The organism is Yersinia sp. KBS0713 (assembly GCF_005937895.2).
GTDB lineage: Bacteria > Pseudomonadota > Gammaproteobacteria > Enterobacterales > Enterobacteriaceae > Yersinia > Yersinia bercovieri.
Genome location: NZ_CP042173.1, coordinates 3919210 through 3944788, shown reverse-complemented (window position 1 = coordinate 3944788; position 25579 = coordinate 3919210). Strand labels below are relative to the sequence as shown.

Sequence of the window (25579 nt, the reverse complement as noted above, 5' to 3'; positions counted from 1 at the left end):
GTTAATCATGATAACGCTGAATCCCCGACTAAAACGTAATCTGGTTCCGTGGCTGTTTCTGGCTCCGGCACTGGTCATCTTCACCTGGTTTAAATTCATCCCAATGCTGCAAGGGTTGGTGATGAGCTTCTACAAGGTTAACTTTAACCAGCCAAATGAGTGGGTCGGGTTTGCCAACTTTTCCCGTGCCTTTGGTGATGAAGCGCTGCACTCTGCGGTCTTCAATACCCTGTTATATGTGGTGGTCACCATGGTGGTGGCCGCTTTTATCGCCTTCTTTTTGGCAATGTTGCTAGAGGGGCCGGCACGGCATCTGCGCTTTATTCGTACCGCGATTTTCCTGCCGGCGGTGACCAGTGCGGCGATCGTCGCCGAAATGTGGCGAATTCTATTTAACCCGACTAGTAATGGCGTGGTGAACCACATTCTGTCGTGGTTTAGCATTGAAGCTCAGGGGTTTCTGGCGGATACCGATCAAGCGCTATGGACGGTGATGCTGCTGCATATCTGGAAAGCAGTACCTTACAACATGGTGATCTTTATCGCCGGACTGGTAGGGATTAGCCGTGATCTATATGACGCGTCGAATGTAGACGGCGCCAACTGGTGGAACCGCCTGCGCTATGTGACCTTACCGGGCATGATCCCCGCACTTTCTGTGGTGTTGATGCTGTCATTTATTCGTGGTTTCCGCGTGTTTGCCGAAGTGTATGCCACCACTGGCGGCGGCCCGTCTAATGCGACGGAAATGATCATGACCCATATCTACAAACTGGGCTTTGAGCAGTTTGACTATGGTTATGCGTCAGCGGTCTCCTTCCTGTTATTCGCCTTCACTGTGGTCTTGACGATTTGTCATCTCACCTTGAAAAAGCGCATCGCCCGTTACTAACCCGAGCCGGAGAGTGGTAATGAAAAGTAAAAGTTGGAACAGTATCGGCCGCTGGATAATTTATGGTCTGTTGCTGATGGTTTTTGTTGGTCCGTACTGGGGCATTATGGCGACCGCATTCAGTGGTGCACCGGTGAAACCCGGTGAGCTGCTGGCATGGCCCAATCAGTTCTCATGGGATAACTTTATCTTCGCCTGGATGGATATCGGCGTCTGGCAATATCTGCTGAACTCGATCATCGTGGTGTTCTTTGGCACGGTGTTGCAGGTATCCGTCAGTGCGCTGGCGGCCTATGCGCTGGCACGTAAAAAGTTTGTCGGAGTCTCTCTGACCAGCCTGGTCATTCTGTCGACCATGATGCTGCCGGAAGAGGTGATCGCCATCCCACTGTATATGATCATCAACTGGCAGCTGCCGGTGATCGACACTTCGCTCTACAACAGCTATCTGGGCATGATTTTGCCGGTGGTGGGCTGGGCCTTTTCTATTTTTGTTCTGACCGAGTTTATGGCGGCTATCCCGAAAGAGCTAGAGGAGGCGGCGCGTATTGATGGTGCTAGTGAATGGCAAATCTTCTTCCATGTGATCCTGCCGCTGGTTAAGCCTGCACTGGGTACTGTCGTGACGTTCGGCTTCATCATGATTTGGGACCAATACCTGTTGCCACTGATTGTGGTGAATCAGGACAGTCTGAATACCATTCCGGTGATCCTCGGCACACTACGTACTGACGAGAGCATCACACCAAACATCTTTATTGCCATCACCCTGTTGGCGATGTTGCCGAGCATCATCGTGTATCTGGGTCTGCAAAAACATTTCAATCGCGGGATCATGTCTGGCGCGGTTAAAGGCTAGGGAGAAACAAAATGGGATCGGTTGTACTTAAAAATGTCTGTAAATCTTACGGTGACACCCATGTGATCCGCGATGTATCGCTGGAGATCCCTGACGGTGAGTTCTGTGTGCTGGTCGGCCCGAGCGGCTGCGGAAAATCCACCCTACTGCGCATGATTGCCGGGCTGGAGGAGATCTCAGGCGGCACGGTCGGCATCAATGATATTGATGTCACTGACGTTGAACCCAAGATGCGCGACATCGCCATGGTGTTCCAAAGCTATGCCCTCTATCCGCAGATGACGGTGCGCGAAAACATGGGCTTTGCGCTGAAAATGGCCAAAATGTCCAAAGCGGAGATCAGCAAAAAAGTTGAGTCTACCGCGGAGCTATTGGGCTTACAGGCTTTGCTGGAGCGCCTGCCAAAAGATCTGTCAGGCGGGCAGCGCCAGCGGGTTGCCATGGGGCGCGCCATCGTGCGAAATCCGCAAGTATTCTTATTCGATGAACCTTTGTCTAACCTGGATGCTAAATTACGTACTCAGGTGCGCGGTGAGATCCGCGAGTTGCATCAACGGCTGAAAACCACCTCCGTGTATGTCACCCATGATCAGATAGAAGCCATGACCATGGGGCAGATGATTGTGGTGCTGCGTGAAGGTCGGATTGAGCAAGTTGGTTCACCGCTCGATCTCTATGATCGACCCGCGAATCTATTTGTCGCCGGGTTTATCGGATCGCCGGAGATCAATCAGTTGAAAGGCACGGTGGTGCAGCAGGGCGGTGAGTTCCTACTGCGATTGGAGGATAGTTCCATGCTGACACTGCCTGTCGGGTTGCAAGTGACCGACGGGCAGAGTGTGGTGTACGCCATTCGTCCGGAGCAGGTCAATGTGGTAGATGCCACTCACAGCGCCAGCGCGCTGAAAGCCACCATTACCGCCATTGAAAATACTGGCTCGGATATGCAGCTATTTTGCCGCACTGGCGGTGGCCGCTTTACCTCGGTATTTAAACAGCGTCTGGCGGTCAATGAAGGGGAAACGGTCTACCTGCAACCTAAACTTGCCGGTATCCACATTTTTGATGCCGCCACTGGCGTGCGGGTTGCCTGTCAGGCCGCATAAAGGAAGTAATGCCCATGACGCCAATAAAAACGTCTGTAACACCAATGAAATTGTACACGCTGGATATAAACTGCCTGATTAAGGCAAAAGCGGTATTACAGCAACCTTTTTCGCCTCTGCAACCGGCATTACGTCGGTTATTAAGTGAAGCTGATGCCTTGCGTGACCAGCAGCCGGAGAGTGTCACGCACAAAACCTTGCTACCGGTCAGTGGTGATATCCACGATTACTACAGTTTTGGCACTTACTGGTGGCCGAATCCACGCAAGCCCAACGGGTTGCCCTATGTACGCCGAGACGGCCATACCAATCCGCAAAGCCAGAATGATGATACTGATACACAGCGCATTGTGCGGATGTGCGATCACTGCCTAACCCTCGGATTAGCTTACTATTTCACGGGTAACAGCCGCTATGCACAGGTGGCGGCAGAACAGATCCGTTGCTGGTTTTTAGATGCCAAAACCCGAATGAATCCGCACCTTAATTATGGTCAGGCGATCCCCGGTATTGTCTCTGGTCGTGGGACCGGGTTGATTGATACTCGGCTGATGTGGATGGTCATTGATACTATTGGTTTGATCTTGCCCGCCAAACTATTGGATACCGAAGATACGGCGGTATTGCAGCAGTGGTTCCGCGACTTTAACCACTGGATGTTCCACAGTGAAGTGGGCCATTCCGAGTATGTCTGGCATAACAACCACGGCACTTGGTATGACGTGCAGCGTGCAGTCAATGCGATGTTTTACGGCGATCGTGGGTTGGTTTCCACCATTATCCAGCAAGGTATAACTCAGCGCCTGGCGGCGCAGATAGCCCAAGATGGTAAGCAGTGGATGGAACTGGAGCGCACTGTGCCGTTCCACTACTCCCTATTCAATTTAGAGGCGCATCTGCTGCTGTGCCGCTATGGTGAACATGTCGAGATTGAACGTTGGGAGCGGGTGCAAGATGGCCGTAATGTGCAGCAGGGGATAGATTATCTACTGCCATTTATTGCAGAACCTGAACTGTGGCCTTACCGTGACTTGCGCGGCATCGATTATGACAGCGCATTGCGGCTGCTGTTGCAGGCGGCACGGGGTTACCCGAAAGATGCCAAGCGCTATCAGGCGGTGCTCGCGACTTTCCCAACAGAAACCCTGACATCCCGTGATCGTCTGCTGTGGCAAAGTTGATGTACACTCAAGGCTATTATTAAGCCGGAAGGTGTTGTGACTAATGAGTGCCGTGAACTCGCCTGATGATTTGTCGATAATTATCCGCTTCTTACGCCAGCAGCATGTGCTGACACTGTGCGCTGGCAGCGGTATGGATATGTGGTGCGCCAACTGTTTTTACCTCTTTGATGATGTGCAGATGGCGCTTTATCTCATGACCGAAAAACAGACCCGTCATGGTGAACTGATGCAAGTTAACCCACAGGTTGTCGGGACTATCGCCACCCAGCCACGCACTGTTGCCCTCATCAAAGGCATTCAATATCGCGGTGAAATTGCTGAGTTAAGTGGCGCTGCCGAACAGAGTGCCCGCCAGCGTTATTGCCGCCGTTTCCCTGTGGCGAAGGTCGCCTCTGCCCCTATTTGGCAGTTGAATCTGCTGGAAATCAAAATGACCAATAACACCCTAGGTTTTGGCAAAAAACTCTACTGGCACGCCCTTCGCCCTTGAAGTTGCCGGGGGTTAGCTTGCTGCCTGGCGGTAACACCAATGATTTTGGGCATAGTTTCATCCATTTTGATGATAACTGGCTGTTTTTCGGTGTGGTGTCATAGTATTTCTGGTATGTATTATCCCTAAGAATTGATTTCGGTGATTGCCTCCAGTGGTTGGGAGGCGCTAGCGCTTTTATTGGGAGGTCAGATGGCGAAGGTATTATTACTGGGGGCAAGTGGTTTGGTGGGGGGCGAATTGCTGCGCCTGCTACGTTTGGATGCCAGAGTGACATCTATCATTGCACCCAGCCGCAAGCCATTGCCTGCCATGAATAAGCTGATCAATCCGCAGGGCGAGAATATCGGCGAACTGCTAAAAACACTGGCTGAACCGGTGGATCTGGTGTTTTGCTGTCTGGGCACCACCCGCAAGCAAGCGGGCAGTCAGGCGGCGTTTCGTCAGGTGGATTATCGACTGGTGCTGACGGCGGGTGAAACCGGTCTGCGCTTGGGTGCACGGCATCTCCTGCTGGTCAGTGCAATGGGGGCCAATGCCAGCTCATGGCTGTTTTATAATCGTACCAAAGGTGAAGCCGAGCGGGATTTGCAGCTTCAGGGCTGGCCACAACTCACCTTTGCCCGACCCTCCATGCTGGCGGGTCAGCGCGCCACACCACGGTTGATGGAGAGTATCAGCGCGCCGTTGTTTGCGCTATTGCCAGATAAGTGGCGGCTGATTAAGGGTAAAGATGTGGCGCAGGCCATGCTGGATCAGGCTTTCGCGCCACCACACGCAGGTGTGACCATATTATCATCCGCCCAAATGCAAGGTTAATCATGGCAGGAGAATCGTCTGATTATCATGGGCGACGGCGACCCCGGTGGGGAGTGGGTTATCGAGTAACCACCGATCAAGCTGGTGGCTGATGTGGGTCAATAGCATTGCGGTTGGCCGCAATAGGTCAGCGACCGCCAGTGCCATGGTCACGTCATTGTGATTGCGTGGCGGCGGGATCTGTGGCGGATGGCTGCAATCCATCACCAGTAAATCAATGTTTTTACTGGCAAGAAATAGTGCGCTGTCGGCGGGTAGCCCGATGGTGTCGGTCAGATAAGCAATGGTGCGATTGTGACTTTGCAGCAAGTAGCCGAAGGTGATTTTGGAGTGATTTAGCGGCACCGGAGTCACCCGCAGTTGACCGAATCGAACCCCATGAAATGGCTGTAATGGCGGCTGAAAGGCCAGTATTCCGGGGTGTTTATACAGGTCATCACAGCCGTCTGGATCTGGCGGCCCATAGACTGGGATCGAATTTCCGCACCCCCAACGTAATGGAAATAGCCCCTGAACGTGATCCATGTGGTAATGTGTAAGCAAAAAACGCTGAATTTCCCCCGCAGCAAACTGCTGATTCAGAGTCGGCAATCCCGCATCAATTAAGCTGGTTTCCCCCTGATAGCGCACCATGGCACTGCAAGCTTTACGGCCCAATGCGGGTTGCGCTCTGGCGTTGACGCAAATCACGCAGTTGCAACCAAAGACGGGCACCTGTTGGGCGCAGCCCGTGCCTAACAATGTCAGCTCCATTTTTGACCTCCAATGTCGTTATCTGTGGTGGGATGAGTGGCCAGCAATTGTTGCAACTGCCGTAGGGTATGGTGCAGTTCGCCATCATTGCAAAGCCGCAAGCAGTTAACCGGCAACTGCTGCTGATAGTGCTGCGCCCGTTGTAAGCGCTCACTAATTTGCTCACTGTTTTCTCGCCCGCGCTGCTGCAATCGTTGCGCCAGAGTGGCGGGTGAGACGGTCAGACACAGTGGTAGCAGTTGACCGGGATAGCGCCGCTCAACCTCAGGTAAATAAGCTCGGGAGCCATTGACCATCACATCCAGCCCGTGCTGCAACCAGAGATCGATCTCAATACCCACCCCATAGCGGTATTGATGCGCCTGCCAATGCAGGGCGAACAATCCCTGCTCTACCCGCTGGAGAAACTCTTGTTCACTCAGCGCGATATGATTTTCCGCGCCAGCATGGGCCTCGCGGGTGATATAGCGGTGAGCGACGATAATATTTGCCGGTTTTGCCGCCCGCAGCGCCGACAACAGACAATCCTTTCCTGCGCCAGATGCGCCCATTAGATAGATTAAGCGCGCCATCAGAACACCTGTATCCCCTGACGCCAGACGTTTTGCACATAAATATGCCTCCCCTGCGAGCCATGGTGCTCACGTGCCAGAAGCAAATCAGCCCGTTTCCCCTCGGCAATCACGCCACGATCTTCCAGCCCCAGTGCGCGGGCGGGGTTGCGGGTCACCAAATTAACTGCTTGCGGCAAGTTAAAGTCATTACTCGTATCCTGCGCGATGCGAAATGCCGCATCCAGCAAGCTGGCCGGGTAATAATCAGAGGATAAGATATCCAATACGCCCAGTGCGGCCAGTTGGTGCGCGGCGACATTACCGGAGTGGGAACCGCCACGGACAATATTCGGCGCGCCCATCAAGACTTGCAGGCCCTGCTGATGGGAGGCGCTGGCGGCCGCCTCGGTGGTCGGGAACTCGGCAATTACCGTGCCCAGCGCCTGAGATTCCGCCACATGCTCGGCGGTTGCATCATCATGGCTGGCGAGCGGGATGCCCAACTGACGACACCGCGCCGCAATGGCGGTTCGGTTTGGCGTGGACCAACGTGCCGACAGTGTGACTTGCTCCTCTTCGAATTCAGCCATTTGCTGATCGCTAAGGTGATATTTTCCCTGATAATATTCACGATATTTTGCCCGAGAGGCGAACTGGCGCTGGCCCGGTGAGTGATCCATCAGCGACACCAATGATAGCTCCGGCTGCAACATCAACTCTTCAAACAGCGGCAGGGTGCTCTCATGGGGTAATTCACAGCGCAAATGAATTCGGTGTTCAGCACGGTTTAGCCCCGCCCGCTGACTCTCCACCACCGCATTAATCATTTTTTGCAGGTTATCCAGCCGATGGCCGCCGTCGCGTACATCACCGACGGCGACGGCATCCAGCACCGTGGTGATCCCGCAGGAGATCATCAGCGAGTCATGACTGCTCATCGCCGAATGGGCGGGCCAATCGACATTGGGCCGTGGGGTGAAAAATTTGTCCAAATTATCGGTATGCAGCTCGATCAACCCCGGCAGTAGCCAGCCATTTTGTCCATCTATCGCCGCTGAAAGTTGAGTCGGGCGATCACTGTAACTGCTGATCTCACCATTTTTAATTTCCAGTGATCCGCTGACCACCTGATCTTCCAGAATGAGATTGACGTTATTGAGGATCATGCTGGGATCTCCGTGCTGATATGAGAGGGGGGCGGCGTCATGATCAGTAAGCGGTCACTGACATGATTGCGCACGTTTTCATCATGAAAAATCCCAACAATGGCGGCACCTCGTCGCTTGGCCTCATCAATCAGGCTCACCACGGCGGCGCTGTTGCTGCTGTCCAGTGATGCTGTTGGCTCATCTAACAGCAAAATGGGGTAATCCACGATAAAGCCACGGGCGATATTGACCCGCTGCTGCTCCCCACCGGAAAAGGTCGAGGGCGCCAGATCCCACAGCCGTGGTGGGACATTCAGGCGCGTGAGCAGATCTTGCGCCCGCTGTTGGCAGGTCGGGCGATCGACGCCCAACTCCAGCAGCGGTTGCATCACCAGATTCAAAGCGCTGATCCTGGGGATCACCCGCAAGAACTGGCTGACCCAACCCAGGGTATGACGGCGCACTGCCATGATCTGCCGTGCCTCGGCTGCCACCATATCCAGCCACTCCCCCTGATGTTTGACCCAAATATGGCCGCTGTCAGGGAGATAGTTGGCATATAAAGAGCGTAGCAGAGTAGATTTGCCGCTGCCTGAGTGGCCGTGCAACACCACACATTCGCCACTGTTGACCTCAAGGGCGGTGTGATGCAGTACCGGCAGACGAATCCCGTGCTGCTGGTGCAGCACGAAGGTTTTACTGAGATTTTCGACTTTGAGTTGTAGCTGATTCATGGTGAGTTCTCGTGGTTGTTTTTTTGTGTGCTGTTGTTTAGATCCGGTGATTGTTTCGCTTGCCGACTGTTCGAATCGGGGCTGACTCGCTCCCAGCTCGACAGCCCCTTTCGCCGCGTCCATGCGGCTCATTCGGTCTGCAATCTTGGTCGGTAATATTTCCGATTGCGCTTTAAGGTCAAAATCAAGGTCAAAATCAAAAATCAAAAGCCAAGAAAATCAGTTGGATCAGTTTTGCAGCACTGATGAGACGAGTAGCTGGGTATAGGGGTGGTGGGGGTCGTCCAGTACCCGGTCGGTGAGGCCGCTTTCGATAACCAGGCCCTCTTTCATCACCAACAGGCGGTGCGCCAGTAGGCGGGCGACGCCGAGGTCATGGGTGACAATCACCACGGCGAGCTGCATCTCTACCACCAGATTGCGCAGTAAATCCAGCAGCCGCGCCTGTACCGAGACGTCCAGCCCGCCAGTGGGTTCATCCATAAACACCAGTTTCGGATGGGTCACCAAATTACGGGCAATTTGTAGCCGCTGTTGCATACCGCCGGAGAAGGTGGTGGGGAGATCATCCAGACGGGATAAGGGGATCTCGACATCCTCCAGCCAGCGGCCTGCCTGTTGGCGAATCTCGCCGTAATGGCGCTGGCCGATAGCCATTAAGCGCTCGCCGATATTGCCGCCTGCCGAGACTTGTGGCCGTAAACCCTCTAGCGGGTGCTGATGCACCACGCCCCATTCGGTGCGCAGTAAACGGCGGCGCTGACTCTCGGCCATCTGATATAAATCAACCGGTTGCTGGGCGTCAGGGCGGTAAATAATCTGCCCCTGCTGCGGGGCCAGCCGCGCTGAAATGGATTTCAGCAGTGTGGTTTTCCCCGAGCCAGACTCACCGACGATCCCCAAAACTTCGCCGGGATAGAGCTGGAAAGAGACGTCGCTGAATCCCTTACCCGGCGCATACAGATGGGTGAGATTCTCCACCGATAACAGCGGATGGGGGGCGGAAACTGAGGGTGCAGAGATCATCGGGTGTTTACCTCGTGGGTCAGGCTATCTTGTGCGGCTATCTGCGCCAGTTGCTGCTGGCAGAAATCAGTATCCGAGCAAACAAACATCCGGCTGCCCTGATCGTCTATCACCACCTCATCGAGATAACTGTGACGTGATCCACACAGGGCGCAGGGGTGACCCCACTGCTGCACGGTGAAGGGGTGATCGTCGAAATCCAGACTCTCCACCTTGGTAAATGGCGGCAGGGCATACAGGCGCTTCTCGCGACCCGCGCCGAACAGTTGCAGGGCGGGCATCATATGCATTTTGGGATTATCAAATTTCGGGATCGGCGAGGGGTCCATGACGTAGCGATCATTCACTTTCACCGGATAGGCGTAGGTGGTGGCGATATGGCCGTAGCGGGCAATATCTTCGTACAACTTCACCTGCATCACGCCGTACTCCTCCAGCGCATGCATTTTGCGGGTTTCGCTCTCCCGTGGTTCGATAAAGCGCAGCGGCTCAGGGATCGGCACTTGGTAGATCAGGATCTGATCTGCGGTGAGCGGCGTTTCTGGAATGCGGTGGCGAGTCTGGATCAGTGTGGCGTCGGTGGTTTTTTCCGTGGTTGCCACACCGCTGACCCGCTGGAAGAAGCGGCGGATCGACACCGCATTGGTGGTGTCATCCGCCCCCTGATCAATCACTTTCAGCACGTCCGAGCGGCCAATTAAGCAGGCGGTCAGTTGAATGCCGCCAGTACCCCAGCCATAAGGCATCGGCATCTCCCGCCCGGCAAACGGCACCTGATAACCGGGGATCGCCACCGCTTTTAGCAGCGCGCGGCGCAATGTCCGCTTGGTCTGCTCATCCAGATAACCCAGATTGTAACCGGTGAGAACCTCAGTCATGGTGCGGCTCCTGTGTTTGGGTGGGTTCAGCAGAGGAGAAGTGCTCACGGCGCAGGCGCTTTAGCAGCTCCAGCTCAGCTTGAAAATCGACGTAATGGGGCAGCTTGAGGTGGGAGACAAAACCAGCGGCCTCGACGTTATCGGCGTGGGCGAGCACGAACTCCTCATCCTGCGCCGGACTGGTGACTTTTTCGTCATATTCGCGGCTTTGCAGGGCGCGATCCATCAGCGCCATCGACATCGCCTTACGTTCGCCGCGACCAAAGACCAACCCGTAACCACGGGTAAAGTGCGGCGGTTCTGCCGCCGGATCGACAAAGCCATTGACCATTTCACACTCGGTCAGCAGGATCTCGCCGATATCGATAGCAAATCCCAGCTCTTCCGGCTGGATGGAGATGGTCAGGTCACCGGTACGTATTTCGGCGGCAAACGGGTGGGTGCGACCATAACCGCGCTGAGTGGAGTAGCCCAGCGCCAGCAGAAAACCTTCGTCGCCCCGCACCAATTGTTGCAGCCGCGCCGAACGACCGCAGGGGTAAACTGGCGGGTGACGAGTGATATCCTCCGGCGGTGTGCCGTCATCTTGCTCCGGATGTGCTAACTGCTCTTGCGCCAGTAAATCAAATACATGGGCGCAGTTATCCGGCAGTAAATCATCCGGCGCTGCTTCGCGGCCACGGGGGGGAGTAGGGGCATCACCGGAGGCCAGCAGAGTAAAATCCAGCAGCCGATGGGTGTAATCGTAGGTCGGGCCGAGCACCTGCCCGCCGGGTAGGTCTTTGTAAATGGCGGAAATGCGTCGCTCCAGCCGCATGTTCTCAGTCGCCAGTGGCAGGCTTATCGCGAGACGTGGCAAGGTGGTGCGATAGGCGCGTAGCAAGAAGATGGCTTCAACCAGATCGCCGCTGGCCTGCTTAATCGCCAGGGCGGCCAGTTCGCGATCATAGATGCCCCCTTCGGTCATCACCCGATCGACTGCCAGCCCCAGCTGTTGCTCGATCTGCTCGCAATCGATCGCCGGGATCTGGGTGTCGCCGCGCCGCTGGTGTTCCAGCAATTGATGGGCTGCCGCAATGGCTTTTTCGCCCCCTTTGACTGCAACGTACATCAGCACACCTCCACATGGGTGGTTCGTGGGATCGCCATCAGGCTCTCACCACAGGTAAACAGAAAATCGATACCCGCAGGGAAGGCGGCGGGGCGATTAAGCAGATAATTCAGCACGGCAGCGGGCAGTTGCGGTGCGACCATGCGGCTGTGTTCAATGCCCGGCCCGCGCAGACGTAATGCTATGCCGTGGTGCAAGCTGCCGGTTTGAATCACCACTGTGGTGGCGTCTTCTGGCGAGAGTTCATCACCCGCGGAACAGGCGGCCAATTGCTCCGCCGTGACCGCCTCGCCAAATAGCGCAAAACTGGACGTAGCACTGCTTGCCGTCAGCGGCGCACCGGTATGGAAGCGCAGATTGTGTTGCACCTCAGCACTGCTTAGCGCGGCGTCCAGATAGAGCGGGGTCTCCTGATCCGCCAGTGTCAGTAGCAGACTGGTGGTGGCGGGATTCAGTGGCTGCCAACCGGAGAGCGGGGGCAGCGCGACTAACACTCCAGGTTCGCTCAACGCCTTGAGAAGGCGGCGAAAAGTGTGCTGAGCATCGTCAACCGGATGGTCAAAATGGCTGAATATGCGCATCAATCTTCACCTCGCACTAAGGTGAAAAAATCCACTTTGCTGGCGGCAATAGCGCGGGCGCGAAGCTGTCGGCGCTCTTGTTGCGCCGCTGCCAGTGGGTAAATCACCGTGCTCAGCAGCAACTCATTCAGCCCGGCCGGCTTGCCGTGGGCGGTGGATGGATCTCTGTTGAGGGTAGAGAGTTGCAGCAAGGCATCCAGCAGCGCACAAAGTTCGGCATGGGATTTGTTGCGCCCGGCAATGTAGCTGTAGCCATAAATATCGGGAGTGCCATTCAACATGATGACCGCGCGGGTCATGGTCATATCGCCGAGAATAAAGCGGCGGCCAGTGGCCCCCATTCTGGCCTGCAATTGGTTTAAGCCAATCTCTGGCGCACGGATCACTTGATACATGGGAGAGAGATTCAGCGGCTGCCAGTGGGCGAGAAGCTCAGCCGGTTGGCTGTGTGCCAGCACTGACATCCAGCGCTGCCGGGTGGTTGAGGTGCTTTCCATTCAGTGCTCCATGGTCAGTTCAATCATGTCTGCGCGGGTCAGACTGACGGAGTATTCCGCCACCTGTTGGCTAGCAACACAGATATTTAAGGTGCGCACACACAGCAAGGGCGCATGGGTGGCAATCTCCAGCAAGCGGCTCTCTTTGGCCTGTGCGCGACGGGCGCTGATACGTGTCTGGCTGCGGCTTAGTGGTTGTTGCAGGTGCTGGCTGATGAATTGATGTAGCGAGCCGGAGTTGAACTGTTGCAGCGCGGGCCACCAAGTGAGGTCTGGCAGATAGTGATCGATCACACAGACGGGCACGCCATTGACCCGCCGCAAGGTGCGTAAGTGGATCACTTGTGCGCCCTCTTCCAGCGAGAGTGCTTTGGCGACATGCTCGACACAAGGGCGTAAGACCGCTAGTAAGCGCTCACTGGTGGGGTCACTACCCTGATCCAGCAGGTTTTGGCTAAAGCGCGCGTTGGCATGCAGCGGATAGTCATATGGGCGCATCAATACCAGAATACCGATACCCTGACGGCGTTGCAGCCAGCCGCGCTCAACCAATTGGTCGACGGCACGGCGCAGAGTATGGCGATTAACCTGATAATGATCAGCCAGTTGCTGCTCGGGAGGCAGGTAATCGCCACAGCGATAGTTGCCGCGAAGCTCTTGTTCTAACTGGGCCGCAATCTGTTGATAGCGGGTAGGGAAACTGGTCGGTGGTCTAGATAAGTGCATGGCAGATATATCCTCTCTCAGCACAATCACCACTGACGGCCAGACAAACTGAAGCAGCAGAAAGAGTCAAACAGACAGGCAGTGGGGTGATTGTCATGGCGATAACCGGTAAGTGAACTCACCGCTATGCTGGCTTTTTTTCATGACAGTAGGGTTAAGCTGAGATGGCGGAACGGTGAACTTTTGGTGTGATAAAAATGCGCTGTTTATATGAAAAAGATTTATCGCATTATCAATCTGATACATCTTCATTCGATAATTTATCTGATTAAACAAAAAATAAACATTAGTGCAACTTGAGAGAAACATAAGTGTCTCTTATAGTTAATCCACGCCGCTATGGCGTTCTCTCTGAGGGGTTATACTATGCACCCTAATAATATCAGCCATCTGAGCAAGATAAGTTTGGCAATATTGCTTGCGTGCTCCCTTGCCGCCTGTAGCGGCAGTGGCGGCGGTTCTCACAATGCGGCGAAGAATAATTCGGGCCAAACCACCGGGGGGTCAGGGACGGACGGAGGCATGGATGGCGGGGCTGGCGGCGGAACGACCAGCAGTAACTCTGCGACCGGCAATGTCGTCAGTGGTGTAGGCACAGCGGTGGATGGCGTTGGCAATACCGTTAGTGATGTGGTCAGCCAAACCCCGATTGGTAGCTTGCCGGTGGTCGGCTCAGGTCTGGTCACCGTGGTTGACAGTGCAGGCAATGCGGTCAGTGAGGTCGGGACTGGATTACAGACCGGTGTGGGTCAATTGGGAAATAATCCTAATGCTTTAGGCACGACAGCGGCCAGTGTACCGAAAGCGGTGGCTGATGTGGGTACCGGTGTTTCAGGATTAGGCGGTACAGTTTCAGCTATCGGCACCAATACGCCACTGGCGGGCGTGACCGGTACTGCGGGTGGATTGGTCGATAAAACTGGCGGAACAGTCAGCGCTATCGGCAATGGATTGGCGCAAGATCTGCAAACCGGCACCACCAGCAAGCTGACGACGGCGGCGACCGGGATAGTGACACCGGTGGTGGGTCAGGTACAAGACGTGACTCAATCAGTGGGCGCCACCACCGGTATTGGTGCGCCAGTGAACAACTTATTAACTTCGGTGGGTGGAACGGTCTCTAGCTCTGGCACACAACTAGGCACCAATGCACCTGCTTTAGCCGGGGTGGGCCAAGTGCTGCAAGGCACTGGACAGGCGGTTTCGAGTGCGGGTGGCTTGGTGGCATCACCGACCTCCACCAGTGGCTCCAATGGCTTATTGGCTGGAGTGAATAGTAGCGTGGGTGGGGTAACCGGTGGGCTGAGCGCTGGGGGATCTGCGAATGCCAGCGCGAGTGGGAGTTTGCTCGGCGGTGTGGGCGGATTGTTGAAACCGAAATCCAATTAGTGAATAGCAAGATTTGCTCCCCTCATCTCTGTGGGGAGCATCTTATTTAAAGATAATAACAATAGGCCATTAAGATTATAATTTTATGTGCGCATAAGGAAATATTCTATGAATAATAGAGTGTGGCTATTATTGTTTTTGGGATGGCAATACAGTGCATTGGCTAATACTGTGCCGATGTTAATCGATCAGAATAACCCATCCAGAATATCTCGTGATATCACCAAGCCACAACCAGCACGAACAGCTCCACCCGCTATTTCAACTGCTGCACCCGGCCCTAAATTGACACTCGATACATTAATTGATGTGCAACATATTCAATTTATCGGCGGCACCCGTTATGACATTAAACTGCTGAGCGAGCCATTTAATGCCTATATTGGCAAAAAAGTCCCATTAAAGAGTCTGCTGGTGGCGACGCAATCTATTACTCAGCGGTATCAGCAAGAGGGCTATGTGCTCTCTTATGCTTATTTGCCCTCTGATAATTTCGCCAATGGCACATTAAAAATAGGATTGGTTGAGGGCTATATTGCGAATACCCGAATTCAAAGTGACAACGCGATGATTGGCCGCTGGCTGACTAAACTCGCTCAGCACATCATGGCAGAGAAGCCACTGACACAGGATACTTTTGAGCGCTACAATATTTTGATGAGCCGCACACCGGACACCAAAGTGATCGCCACGGCGAAAGATCCGGACAATATTTATGGCGCGACATTACTGGATATTAAAGCGGATCATCCGCGTAACTGGAATATCAGTTCCGCACTGGATAGCCGCAAAGGGGTATACAGTGGGGTGCTTAATGCGACCTTAAGTGGTTTTACGCCCTATGCCGAGCAATTTGGTATCGCGACACTATTGCCGCTCAATAATAAAAATAGAGATCAATACCTAGGCGTAAACTATCAGCAATATTTAGGCAGTAATGGATTATTGCTGCAAACGCGTGGCAGTTATTATAAGCAGGACCCGAAAGATTATACGGATTTACTGACCTTCTATCCGCAGGATATTACATTAGCTGGCCGCACTGAGCAGAGACAATATATCGGCGGTGTAGTATTGAGCTATCCGCTGGAATTAACCCGCAAGCGCCAATGGATGGTCAGTGGTGGCCTCGACTATCTGGAGAAAAGTTATACCCTGAAACAACGCGCCCGACTAAATAGCCAAAATAACTTATTGGTCGATTTGGCAGATAATAATCAGCGGATGCGTTATCCAGCGGCTGAATTGGCGCTGACGGGTTACCGTGAATATACGCAAGCCTATTGGAGTACCCGTGCGAGTGTGCGCAAAGGTATCAATGGCGGTCTGGCATCCAGCTCAGTTCCTTGGGGTGATTTAGACTTCACCCGCTGGAAACTGACCGGTGATGGTGCTTATCTGATAGATGAAAAATGGCGCTTAAGTGCAGCAGCAGAAGGTGATTGGTCTGACAATGATTTGCCGCAAGCCGAGCATGTCACCTTTGGCGGGCTGCGGTTTGGTCGTGGTTATCCAGATAGCGAGGCTACAGGGGATTATGGCTACGGTGGGCAGGTTGAAATGCGCTATATGCACACTCGGGAAAACGGCGTCTGGCTGAAATCAATCCAGCCCTATGTGGTGGTGGATAGTGCCCATACCTGGTACAACTCGCCAATATTCCGCGCACAAAAACTGGCTTCTTACGCGGTGGGCGTGACTTTAGGTGACAACAAACACTATTCGCTATCACTGGAAGGGGCGAGGCCGATTGGCGACCTGCCCAGTGATAGTTCGCGCCGTGACTGGCGCTTTAATGCGACTTTAACCTATAACTTTGCGAATTAATTTAATGGTTTATAGATAGGTCAGACTATCTAACGTAGGTGGTGAATCACCTGATTGCCGCTGCCGCGCCAGATAAGTGAGGGATCTTTCAGATCCTGCACGAATTTACCGTCGACCAGCACGTTAATTAAATCAACCACTTGCTGTTGATCGTCTGTCAGCTCGGCGAGTGTATAACCGGTCCAGACCCAGATATCTTTGCCGTCGCACTCGTCACGCACTCGCTTTACCAGTTGCAGGATAGCGGACAAATTTTGCGGATGCAGTGGATCGCCGCCAGAGAGGGATAGCCCCTGGCGCGAAATGCGGGAGTCATTCAGATCTGCGATGATCCTATCCTCCATTGCTGAGGTAAACGGCTTACCCGAATTAAGCCGCCAGGTACTTTTGTTATAGCAGCCGACACATTCGTGCACGCAGCCGGAGACGAACAGCGTGCAGCGAGTGCCGGGGCCATTAATGACATCGACCGGGTAGTATTGATGGTAATTGATGGTATTAACTCCATGCATGGGCGGTGGCAAACCGCCCCTTTATCTCAGTCAGCCCAACTGCCCATTAGCCAAATGTTTCACCCGGCGTTTCACCTCTTCTTGCTTACCGGCGTTGAATGGCCGCGCATCGGGGCTACCCAGATAGCCGCACACCCGGCGGGTGACCGACACTTTCGATGGCTCGTGATTGCCGCATTTCGGGCAGGTAAAACCTTTGCTGGTGCAGGAGAACTCGCCAGTAAAGCCACATTCGTAGCACTCATCAATCGGCGTGTTGGTGCCGTAGTAGGGGACTCGGCTGTAGCTGTAGTCCCACACATCTTCCAGCGCCCGCAGGTTATGCTGCAAGTTAGGGTATTCGCCATAACAGATGAAACCGCCGTTAGCCAATGGCGGGTAAGGCGCTTCGAAGTCGAGCTTGTCGTAGGGGTTCACTCTCTTCTCGACATCCAGATGGAAGCTATTGGTGTAGTAACCTTTGTCTGTCACACCATCGACCACGCCAAACTCAGCGGTATCAAGGCGACAGAAGCGGTCGCACAGATTTTCACTTGGCGTGCTGTACAGACTGAAGGCGTAACCGGTCTCCTCTTTCCAGTTATCCGTGGCTTGTCTCATGCGCTCGACGATCGCCACGGCTTTTTCACGTAACTTTTCATCATCAAAGAGATGAGTTTGATGGCCAAACAGCGCATTAACGGTTTCATGAATCCCGATAAAGCCCAGTGAGATGGATGCGCGGCCATTTTTAAAGATTTCAGAGATATTGTCGTCCGCCTGTAAGCGCACGCCGCACGCCCCCTCCATATACAAAATAGGCGCGACTCGTGCTTTGATCCCTTCCAGACGGGCAATGCGGGTCATTAGCGCTTTCTTGGCTAACAGCAGGCGCTCATCCAGCAAATGCCAGAATTTCTCTTCATCGCCTTTAGCTTCCAGCGCGATGCGCGGCAGGTTAAGGCTGATGACCCCCAGATTGTTACGGCCATCGTGGATCTGTTTGCCCTCTTCTTCATAAACACCGAGGAAGCTGCGGCAGCCCATTGGCGTTTTAAAGGAGCCAGTGACTTTCACCACCTGGTCATAATTCAGAATATCGGGATACATGCGTTTGGTGGCGCACTCCAGCGCTAACTGTTTGATATCGTAGTTAGGATCGCCAAATTTGTGATTCAGGCCGTCACGGATAGCGAATACCAGTTTCGGGAAGACGGCAGTTTTACGATTTTTGCCCAAGCCAGCAATGCGGTTACGCAAAATAGCCTGCTGGATCATGCGCGACTGCCAACTGGTGCCCAGCCCGAAACCGAAGGTGACAAATGGCGTCTGACCATTGGCGGTGTGCAGGGTGTTCACTTCATATTCCAGCGACTGGAAGGCGTCGTAACACTCTTTCTCAGTGCGCGACATGGCATAACCGGCGGCATCAGGGATCTGCCACTCTTGCGCCACAGATTTATGCTTATTAAAGCTTTCAGTGACGAACGGGGCCAGAATTTCATCGATGCGGTTTATGGTTGTGCCGCCATAGATATGGCTGGCGACCTGCGCGATAATTTGTGCCGTGACAGCGGTGGCGGTTGAGATGGATTTCGGCGGCTCAATCTCCGCGTTACCCATTTTAAAGCCCTGTGTCAGCATGCCATCGAGATCAATCAACATGCAGTTGAACATTGGGAAGAATGGCGCGTAATCCAGATCGTGATAGTGGATCTCACCGCGCTCATGGGCCAGTACCACATCACGCGGCAAGATATGCTGTTTGGCGTAGTGCTTGGCGACAATACCGGCCAGCAAATCGCGCTGCGTCGGGATAACTTTGCTGTCTTTATTCGCATTTTCGTTCAGCAGTGCTTTGTTGCTCTGCTCTACCAAACCCCGGATTTCCTGATTCAGGCGACCACGCAGTTCCCGCGAGATATCCCTGTCATGGCGATACTCGATATAAGCTCGGGCTAACTGCTTGTATTGACCGGCCATCAGTTGGTTTTCGACCGCATTTTGGATATCGCGGATATCAACCTTCGGCTGGTTTTCCATCGTCTGAGCGACCACCCGGGCAACAGTTGCGCAATAATCTGCGTCTACAACGCCAACAGCTAAAGCTGCGCGCTCGACGGCTTCCTTGATACGCACCTCATCAAAAGGCACCTGACAACCGTCCCGTTTAATCACTACTGTTTTCACAATGTCGCTCCTGTATCCTGCCGCGTAGGGTTATCCACAAGGCGACCCGCAGCACATAAGGGCTGCGAGGGGGTGTGGATGCTTTTGTGGATAACTACTACATATAGGTGTCTATGTTGCCACAACCACTATATATAGGTGGCGATAAACTAAATTGACGTAGAGCAAGGAAATTGACGTTAGGGTTATTTGCTGTTCAGCGGGGGGAGGCAGGCGTTTTTTATGGGGCCGATGTTTAGCTTAAAAACCTAATCAGCCCCATCCAAAATTACCCCATAAAATGTTCCGCCAGTTCTAGATCGCGGCGTGAGAAGGTTCTCACTATCCGGCCACTCTCCATCATGGCTGCGCGCTCGGACATATGTGCCACCACGTCGCTGTCGTGGCTCACCAGCAAATAGGTCATGCCGTGCTCGCGTTTTAACTGATTGAGCAGGTTAAGTATCTCGGCCTGAACCGACATATCTAATGCCGAGGTGGGTTCATCTAGCAGCAGCAGTTTTGGTCGCAGCAGCAGGGCGCGGGCGATAGCAATACGCTGGCGCTGGCCACCAGAGAATTGATGGGGATAACGTAGCGCCGCAGAAGCGGGCAGGCCCACTTGCGCTAAGGCTTGATCAATCCGCTGCTGAATACTCTTCTCGCCGTGAATTTTTAACGGCTCACCCAGCGTGCGCTGAATATTATGTTGCGGGTGCAGTGAAGCATAAGGGTCTTGAAACACCATCTGCACATCTTTACGCAGTTGGCCGGTGAAACGCTGCCCCGGCCGTAATGGCTTACCCAGTAAGGTTATCTCGCCTTGCCACTCCCGTTGTAAGCCGGCCAGTGTGCGCAACACGGTGGATTTACCACAGCCGGATGCGCCGATCAGGCTAAAAGTTTCCCCCTCTTCAACCGCAAAGCTGACCGACTCAACTGCGGTTTTCACCTGACTCTTCTGGGCGAAACTGACCCGTAAGTTATTGACTTCAATCAGTGCCACGGGAGCCTCCAGAGAAATCGGCGCTGCGATCCAATACCGGCAGTTCACTGCCATAGGTGCTGGCGCTCGGGCGGCAAGCCCATAAGGTGTGGGTATAAGGGTGAGTTGAGTGCGGCAACTCGGCTGCCAGCCCCTGATCCACCAGTTTCCCCTGATACATCACCAACACGCGGTGGCAATGCTCTGATACCAACGGCAGATCATGGCTAATCAGCAGCAAGCTCATATTGCGCTGCTCGGTCTGCTCGACGATCAACTCAAGGATCTGGTTACGCAGTTTGGCATCCAACGCTGATGTTGGTTCGTCAGCAATTAATACTCGCGGGTTATTCACCAACGCGATGGCTAACATCGCCCGCTGCCCCATACCGCCGGAAAGCTGGCCGGGGTATTGGTGGTAGGCGCTCTCATTTAAGCCAACTGACGCCAGCGCATTTAACACTCGCTCATGGGTGTCAGCACCGGACAGTGCATTGTGTAGCAGCAGAGACTCTGCAATCTGTTTGCCCACAGTGCGCACTGGATTTAGCGCATAGCGGGGATCTTGCAGCACCATAGCGACCTCTTTGCCACGTAGCGCCCCCCACTGCTTAGGCTTCAGCTGCAATAAATCGTGCTCAATAACCTGGCCTGGCTCCCCTTGGTCATCGGTATTATCCGAGTAATAGCTCAGCTTTTGGGCGCTGACTTTTCCCGGTGAGCGGACTAATCCCATCAACGCTCTGGCAGTAATGGATTTGCCGGAGCCAGATTCGCCCACTAATGCGACGCGCTCGTGACCAAGCTGGAAGGAGATGTTATCCACCACCCGCTGCTGCTGAAAATCGACACACAAATTCTCTACGGCGAAAATTTTATCAGTCATGGTGAGGGTCCAAAATATCGCGCAGGCCATCGCCTAACAGATTAAACGCCATGCTGCTGAGCAAGATAGCGCAGCCCGGAATGGCGGCAATCCACCATTGATCGAAGATAACCTGCATACCGTCAGCGACCATCGATCCCCATTCCGACATCGGCGGGCGAGCGCCTAAACCGAGGAAACCTAGCCCTGCGGCTGCCAGGATAATTCCGGCCAGATCCAGCGCCAGTCGCACCACCGCTGAGGGGAGGCACATAGGTAAAATGTGGCCCCAAAGCAGACGCAGCCCCTTGATGCCCATCATTTCAGCCGCCGCCAGATAGTCGCTTTGGCGTAATAATTGGATCTCGGCGCGCGCCTGACGGGCATAGGCAGGCCAGGTGGTCAGCGCCAACGCCAATGCACCGTTAATCAATCCGGGGCCGAGCATTGCGACAAAAGCAAAGGCTAAAATCAGCCGTGGCATCGACATCACCACATCAGTGACACGCATCAGAACACGTTCGAGCCAGCCGCCGTAATAGCCGGAAAGCACCCCAACCAGCAATCCTAGCGGCAGCGTGATCACCGTGACCAACAGCACCAAGCCGAGAGTGGGGCGAGTGCCATAAATCAGGCGCGACAGCATATCGCGACCATAGCTGTCAGTTCCCAGCCAATGACCTGCGGCACCGGGCGGTAGCAGCCGATCGGCAGCGTTTTGCCAGTTAGGATCTTGTGGGGCGATCCACGGGGCGAAAATCGCAATTATCACCAGCAAGGAGAGAATCAACAGCCCAATGCTGGTGGAGGGGGAACGCTTTAGCGTGTAGCAGACGGTGGTTATAGACATATAAGTGTTATCGACATATCAGCGCGTTCTCGGGTCCAGCAAGCGGACCAGCAGATCCGTTACATTGTTAATCACAATAAAGCACATACCGAGTAGCAGTGTTCCGCCCATTATGGCGGTGGTATCGCCGGCAAACAGGGCGCTGGTGAGGTAGCGACCAATCCCCGGCCAGGCAAAGACAGTTTCGGTTAACACCGCCCCCTCCAGCATACTGGTATAGGCCAGCGCAATCACCGTGAGCAGGGTGCCCCGGATATTTGGCAGCACGTGCATCAGCAGAATGCGCATTTCACCGGCACCTTTGGCCCTCGCCAGCGTAATGTACTCTTTATTCAGTTCGCTTAGGCAGGCCGAACGGGTCAGACGGGTGATACTGGCTAGCGCATAGTAAGAGAGCAGGGCAACCGGCAGAATCAAGTGGGCGATGGCATTGCCAAAAGCTCCGGCATCACCAGAGCGCCAGCTGTCGATCAGGGCAAAACCGGTTTTTGCTTCCACGGTATATTGATAAATGTCATCGAGGCGACCGGGGCCGGGGCTCCATTGCAGGCGCGCATAAAACAGCAATAGCATCAGCAAGCCAAGCCAGAAGATAGGCACCGAGTTACCTAGCAAGGTGACAAAGCGAATTGCGGCATCCAGCTTGCTACCCGCCCAACGAGCACACAATAAACCGAGAATAACGCCGAGTGTGGCACCAATGATCAGCGATAAGGTCGCCAGCTCCAGTGTCGCGGGGAAGACGGTGAGCAAGTCCTGCAATACCGGCTGACCACTGGCACTGGCAAGTCCCAAATCACCATGGGCCAGCCGCACCAGATAGTGCCAGAACTGCACCGCTAATGGTTGATCCAGCCCGAGCTGGTGCTTGACCTGCTGATAAGTGGCCTCACTGGCGTGGTCGCCGACAATTTGTAACACCCGATCCACTGGCGACATAGCCGACAGGAAAAAGGTGATCACCAGTAGACCGAATAGGGTTAGGGCCAGGGTCAATAATCCCTGTAGAAACCCCCAAAGACGACGCCGGGATTGGGTTCCCGGCGTTTGATTTAGTGCGACAGACATCGACTATCAACCTACTTATATTTCATAAAAACTTTATTGATAAGTCAGCGAGGCTCTACCCAAAGTAAGGTAATACCCTATTTACTGACACGGTCATAATAGACCATATCTGCATTCAGGCCCTGTTGATAGCCCTTAACATTGTCTCGCAGCACAACTTGCGCTTTGGCTTGATCAATAAAGATGTAAGGCGAGTTCTGTTGTAGCTCTTGTTGCAACTGGGTATAGAGCGCAGTGCGCTTCGCCGGATCGGCTTCTGCCACGGCTGCCAGTGTCTGCTTATTCAGCTCAGGAATAACCCAGCCGTTTAAACCGGCAACAGTGCTGCTCTTACCATCATTATAGGCAAAGGCGCTGGCATTGGAGTGCGCATCGAAGTAATCCGGGATCCACAAGCGGATAGCGGACTGATGCTGCTTGGCGCGCACTCGACCATAGACTTGACTGCCTGCGGCTGGCAGTAGCACCAACTTCACGCCACCTTGGGCGAAACTTGCCTGTAACGATTGGGCGATGGTGATAAACGGTGGTTTGTTCTCAACGTCCAGGGTTAGGGTTGCATCCTTAATGCCCGCTTTGGTCAGAATTTCTTTGGCCTTAGCCGGATCAAAGGTAAACGGATTGCTTTCCAGCGCACCCGGTAAACCGACAGGCAGGAAGCTTTGATGCACAAAATATTGGCCTTTCAGCAGGTCTTTGGTAATGCCCTGATAATCAACCAGATAGCGTGCGGCCTGCCAGAATTCTGGTTTTTTCAGCAGCGGGTTGGCTGGGTTAGCGGTGTTAAACACCAAATAGTTTTGCTCCGCCGAGGGGATCTCAACCACTTGGACGCCCGCTTGTGTTTTCAACGCGGCAGTCTGGTCTGGCCCTAATTCGCGGGCGATATCGGCATCACCTTGCTGAATCAGCAGGCGGCGAGCGCTTGGGTCTGGCACGTTTTTGATAATAATATTTTTAATCAGCGGCTTGTTACCCGGCGATGTTGGGTTGGCATCCAACACGATAGCCTGATGCGGCTGATAAACCCGCATTTTGAACGGGCCACTGCCAGCTGAATGCATTTTCAACCAAGCATTGCCGTAGTCATTCTCTTTTACATTGGCGGTGACCGCTTTTTTATCAACAATCGAGGCGATCGGCGTTGATAAGATATTCAGGGCAACCGCCGGGCTGACATCTGCACTCCAGCTCAGTTGCACGGTATTTTTGTCGATCTTTTTCAGATGTTGATCGATGTTGCTCGCGTCCCAGCCCAGAACGTTAAGAATAAAGGCCGGTGAACGGTTCATCTTGATTGCGCGGGTGAAAGAGTAAATCACGTCATCGGCTTGCACTGGGTTACCGGATGCAAACAGGGCGTCTGGGCGCAACTTCACGGTTAGTGTTTTGGCGGCGGCATCGCCTTGCCAACTCTCAGCCAAGACTGGCACAATTTGCGCCGGATTATCACGATCGGCTTGTATCAGGCGCTGATAGAGACTTGGCACAGTCTGAATGCTAGAGAGTTCATTACTTTCTGCTGGATCCAGGCTGACGATATCATCCAGGGATTGTACAACCACCAGCGTATCTGCTGGCGTTGCTGCCAGTACGCTACCAGATAGTGCTGTCAAAACCATTAATGACAGAATTTTAGCTTTCATTGAGACTCCCTGACATGGATTCGACCATCAATGCTGCTTGCATTGATAGTAAGTAGCGCCGGTTAACATCACGAGGAAATTATTGTTTTTTCGACTATTTCATCGCAGTTTCTCACGATAGTGGCTTTGCTGTCTGTGGTCAAAGTCTCAACAGTTATTTGTTATAACAATAAGTGATAAGAAAGTATTGCGGAAAAGTAATGATTATGAGGCGATTTCGGGCTAACAATAAAAACCCTTATTTATCGCGAAATCTTCCCACGCCATGAACGGTGAATTGGTTATAATGGAACGTTATTTCATTTTATCTTCACGAAAGGGAAAGCCATGATTACCGGAAATATTCATCATTTGGAGTTGTTGCCCTATCTGCCTACGCAATTGAAAGAGGCCATCGAATATGTGAAAAGCCATATCACCGCAGAAACCCCTTTGGGTAAGCATGATATTGATGGCAATAATCTGTTCGTGCTGATTTCCAATGACAGCACTGACTATCTGGAAAATCGCCGAGCGGAATATCATGCCAGGTATCTGGATATTCAGATTGTTTTGGCAGGCGTTGAGGGGATGACCTTCAGTAATCAACCAGCCGGTAAGCCAGATACCGACTGGTTGGCGGACAAAGATATTGCTTTTTTACCGGCGGGTGTCGATGAAAAGCAGTTTATTATGCAAACCGGTGATTTTGTGGTGTTCTATCCCGGAGAAGTGCATAAGCCATTGTGTGCCGTCGGTGAGCCAGCGAATGTGCGCAAAGCCGTCGTGAAGATGGCGGTGAAATAGGCTATTTTGCTTGCCAGCTTGAGCTTCGGGCAGTGCTCGCCGCCGTCACATACTCCGTGTATGCTCCGTTGGCTGCGCGCTGTCCGCACTCAATCTGCCTGCGCCAATAACGCTTATTGATTAGGTGTAAAAATAATCAAAAGCC

26 protein-coding genes are annotated in these 25579 nt (G+C 53.6%); 9 read left to right on the top strand and 17 right to left on the bottom strand.

The features are described from left to right. Positions 1-7: 7 nt before the first annotated feature. The 6 genes from FFE93_RS18715 (at position 8) to FFE93_RS18690 (ending at position 5350) form a co-directional block, all read left to right on the top strand. Positions 8-892: a carbohydrate ABC transporter permease gene (locus FFE93_RS18715; protein ID WP_005272561.1), complete on the top strand. Its 885-nt coding sequence runs from the start codon at positions 8-10 to the stop codon at positions 890-892. A 19-nt stretch (positions 893-911) separates the two neighbouring features. Then, the gene (locus FFE93_RS18710; RefSeq protein WP_032897101.1) at positions 912-1751 is read left to right on the top strand and encodes a carbohydrate ABC transporter permease; all 840 of its coding nucleotides are present in this window, start codon (positions 912-914) and stop codon (positions 1749-1751) included. An 11-nt stretch (positions 1752-1762) separates the two neighbouring features. After that, a complete protein-coding gene (locus FFE93_RS18705) occupies positions 1763-2857 on the top strand; it encodes an ABC transporter ATP-binding protein (protein WP_005272559.1) in 1095 nt (364 codons plus the stop codon). A gap of 14 nt (positions 2858-2871) precedes the next feature. Continuing rightward, positions 2872-4038 carry an alginate lyase family protein gene (locus FFE93_RS18700; protein WP_032897099.1) on the top strand — a complete coding sequence of 389 codons (1167 nt, stop codon included), beginning with the start codon at positions 2872-2874 and terminating at the stop codon, positions 4036-4038. Positions 4039-4081: 43 nt separating this feature from the next. Beyond that, on the top strand, positions 4082-4531 hold the full coding sequence (locus FFE93_RS18695) for a YhbP family protein (protein WP_005272557.1): 450 nt from the start codon (positions 4082-4084) through the stop codon (positions 4529-4531). Between the two features lie 192 nt (positions 4532-4723). After that, positions 4724-5350: a hypothetical protein gene (locus FFE93_RS18690; RefSeq protein ID WP_049600116.1), complete on the top strand. Its 627-nt coding sequence runs from the start codon at positions 4724-4726 to the stop codon at positions 5348-5350. On the opposite strand, the gene phnP is transcribed toward FFE93_RS18690, so the two are convergent. The 10 genes from phnP to phnF form a co-directional block, all read right to left on the bottom strand. Further along, the gene (gene phnP / locus FFE93_RS18685; protein ID WP_049600018.1) at positions 5351-6103 is read right to left on the bottom strand and encodes a phosphonate metabolism protein PhnP; all 753 of its coding nucleotides are present in this window, start codon (positions 6101-6103) and stop codon (positions 5351-5353) included. It lies immediately after the preceding gene. Next, entirely contained in the window at positions 6094-6675 is a 582-nt protein-coding gene (gene phnN / locus FFE93_RS18680; RefSeq protein WP_049600015.1) for a ribose 1,5-bisphosphokinase, read from the bottom strand. The genes phnP and phnN overlap by 10 nt, the downstream gene beginning before the upstream one ends. Further along, positions 6675-7823, bottom strand: a complete 1149-nt coding sequence (gene phnM, locus FFE93_RS18675; protein WP_049600013.1) for an alpha-D-ribose 1-methylphosphonate 5-triphosphate diphosphatase — start codon at positions 7821-7823, stop codon at positions 6675-6677. Before phnM ends, phnN begins: the two co-directional genes overlap by 1 nt. Further along, on the bottom strand, positions 7820-8539 hold the full coding sequence (gene phnL, locus FFE93_RS18670; protein ID WP_032897165.1) for a phosphonate C-P lyase system protein PhnL: 720 nt from the start codon (positions 8537-8539) through the stop codon (positions 7820-7822). Before phnL ends, phnM begins: the two co-directional genes overlap by 4 nt. 228 nt (positions 8540-8767) lie before the next feature. Continuing rightward, the gene (phnK, locus tag FFE93_RS18665; protein ID WP_032897091.1) at positions 8768-9565 is read right to left on the bottom strand and encodes a phosphonate C-P lyase system protein PhnK; all 798 of its coding nucleotides are present in this window, start codon (positions 9563-9565) and stop codon (positions 8768-8770) included. Further along, positions 9562-10443, bottom strand: a complete 882-nt coding sequence (locus FFE93_RS18660) for an alpha-D-ribose 1-methylphosphonate 5-phosphate C-P-lyase PhnJ (protein ID WP_138775773.1) — start codon at positions 10441-10443, stop codon at positions 9562-9564. Before FFE93_RS18660 ends, phnK begins: the two co-directional genes overlap by 4 nt. Continuing rightward, positions 10436-11554, bottom strand: coding sequence for a carbon-phosphorus lyase complex subunit PhnI (locus FFE93_RS18655; RefSeq protein ID WP_054872530.1), 1119 nt, complete (start codon positions 11552-11554; stop codon positions 10436-10438). Before FFE93_RS18655 ends, FFE93_RS18660 begins: the two co-directional genes overlap by 8 nt. Further along, positions 11554-12135: a phosphonate C-P lyase system protein PhnH gene (gene phnH / locus FFE93_RS18650; protein ID WP_138775771.1), complete on the bottom strand. Its 582-nt coding sequence runs from the start codon at positions 12133-12135 to the stop codon at positions 11554-11556. Before phnH ends, FFE93_RS18655 begins: the two co-directional genes overlap by 1 nt. Continuing rightward, the gene (gene phnG / locus FFE93_RS18645; RefSeq protein ID WP_138775769.1) at positions 12135-12632 is read right to left on the bottom strand and encodes a phosphonate C-P lyase system protein PhnG; all 498 of its coding nucleotides are present in this window, start codon (positions 12630-12632) and stop codon (positions 12135-12137) included. The genes phnH and phnG overlap by 1 nt, the downstream gene beginning before the upstream one ends. Continuing rightward, positions 12633-13358 (bottom strand): phosphonate metabolism transcriptional regulator PhnF, encoded by a 726-nt coding sequence (phnF, locus tag FFE93_RS18640; RefSeq protein ID WP_032897083.1) that lies wholly within the window; start codon positions 13356-13358, stop codon positions 12633-12635. A gap of 366 nt (positions 13359-13724) precedes the next feature. On the opposite strand from phnF, the gene FFE93_RS18635 reads away from it, so the two are divergent. Both FFE93_RS18635 and FFE93_RS18630 read left to right on the top strand, forming a co-directional pair. Beyond that, entirely contained in the window at positions 13725-14747 is a 1023-nt protein-coding gene (locus tag FFE93_RS18635) for a collagen-like triple helix repeat-containing protein (RefSeq protein WP_138775767.1), read from the top strand. A gap of 108 nt (positions 14748-14855) precedes the next feature. After that, positions 14856-16574 carry a ShlB/FhaC/HecB family hemolysin secretion/activation protein gene (locus tag FFE93_RS18630; RefSeq protein ID WP_138775765.1) on the top strand — a complete coding sequence of 573 codons (1719 nt, stop codon included), beginning with the start codon at positions 14856-14858 and terminating at the stop codon, positions 16572-16574. 29 nt (positions 16575-16603) lie between these two features. On the opposite strand, the gene nrdG is transcribed toward FFE93_RS18630, so the two are convergent. From nrdG to FFE93_RS18595, 7 genes are all read right to left on the bottom strand, one after another. After that, entirely contained in the window at positions 16604-17068 is a 465-nt protein-coding gene (gene nrdG / locus FFE93_RS18625) for an anaerobic ribonucleoside-triphosphate reductase-activating protein (protein WP_049600109.1), read from the bottom strand. Between the two features lie 48 nt (positions 17069-17116). Then, positions 17117-19255, bottom strand: a complete 2139-nt coding sequence (gene nrdD, locus FFE93_RS18620) for an anaerobic ribonucleoside-triphosphate reductase (RefSeq protein WP_005272539.1) — start codon at positions 19253-19255, stop codon at positions 17117-17119. A gap of 268 nt (positions 19256-19523) precedes the next feature. After that, positions 19524-20240: an ABC transporter ATP-binding protein gene (locus tag FFE93_RS18615; RefSeq protein WP_032897081.1), complete on the bottom strand. Its 717-nt coding sequence runs from the start codon at positions 20238-20240 to the stop codon at positions 19524-19526. Further along, positions 20227-21105, bottom strand: a complete 879-nt coding sequence (locus FFE93_RS18610) for an ABC transporter ATP-binding protein (RefSeq protein ID WP_138775763.1) — start codon at positions 21103-21105, stop codon at positions 20227-20229. Before FFE93_RS18610 ends, FFE93_RS18615 begins: the two co-directional genes overlap by 14 nt. Continuing rightward, positions 21098-21934, bottom strand: a complete 837-nt coding sequence (locus tag FFE93_RS18605) for an ABC transporter permease (protein WP_032897077.1) — start codon at positions 21932-21934, stop codon at positions 21098-21100. The genes FFE93_RS18610 and FFE93_RS18605 overlap by 8 nt, the downstream gene beginning before the upstream one ends. A gap of 18 nt (positions 21935-21952) precedes the next feature. Continuing rightward, complete coding sequence (locus FFE93_RS18600; RefSeq protein WP_032897075.1) at positions 21953-23002, bottom strand: ABC transporter permease; 1050 nt, start codon at positions 23000-23002, stop codon at positions 21953-21955. A gap of 77 nt (positions 23003-23079) precedes the next feature. Continuing rightward, complete coding sequence (locus FFE93_RS18595; protein WP_005272530.1) at positions 23080-24648, bottom strand: ABC transporter substrate-binding protein; 1569 nt, start codon at positions 24646-24648, stop codon at positions 23080-23082. Positions 24649-24975: 327 nt separating this feature from the next. Here FFE93_RS18595 and FFE93_RS18590 point away from each other — a divergent pair, with 327 nt between their 5' ends. Beyond that, positions 24976-25434: a YhcH/YjgK/YiaL family protein gene (locus FFE93_RS18590; protein WP_005272529.1), complete on the top strand. Its 459-nt coding sequence runs from the start codon at positions 24976-24978 to the stop codon at positions 25432-25434. Positions 25435-25579 lie beyond the last annotated feature (145 nt).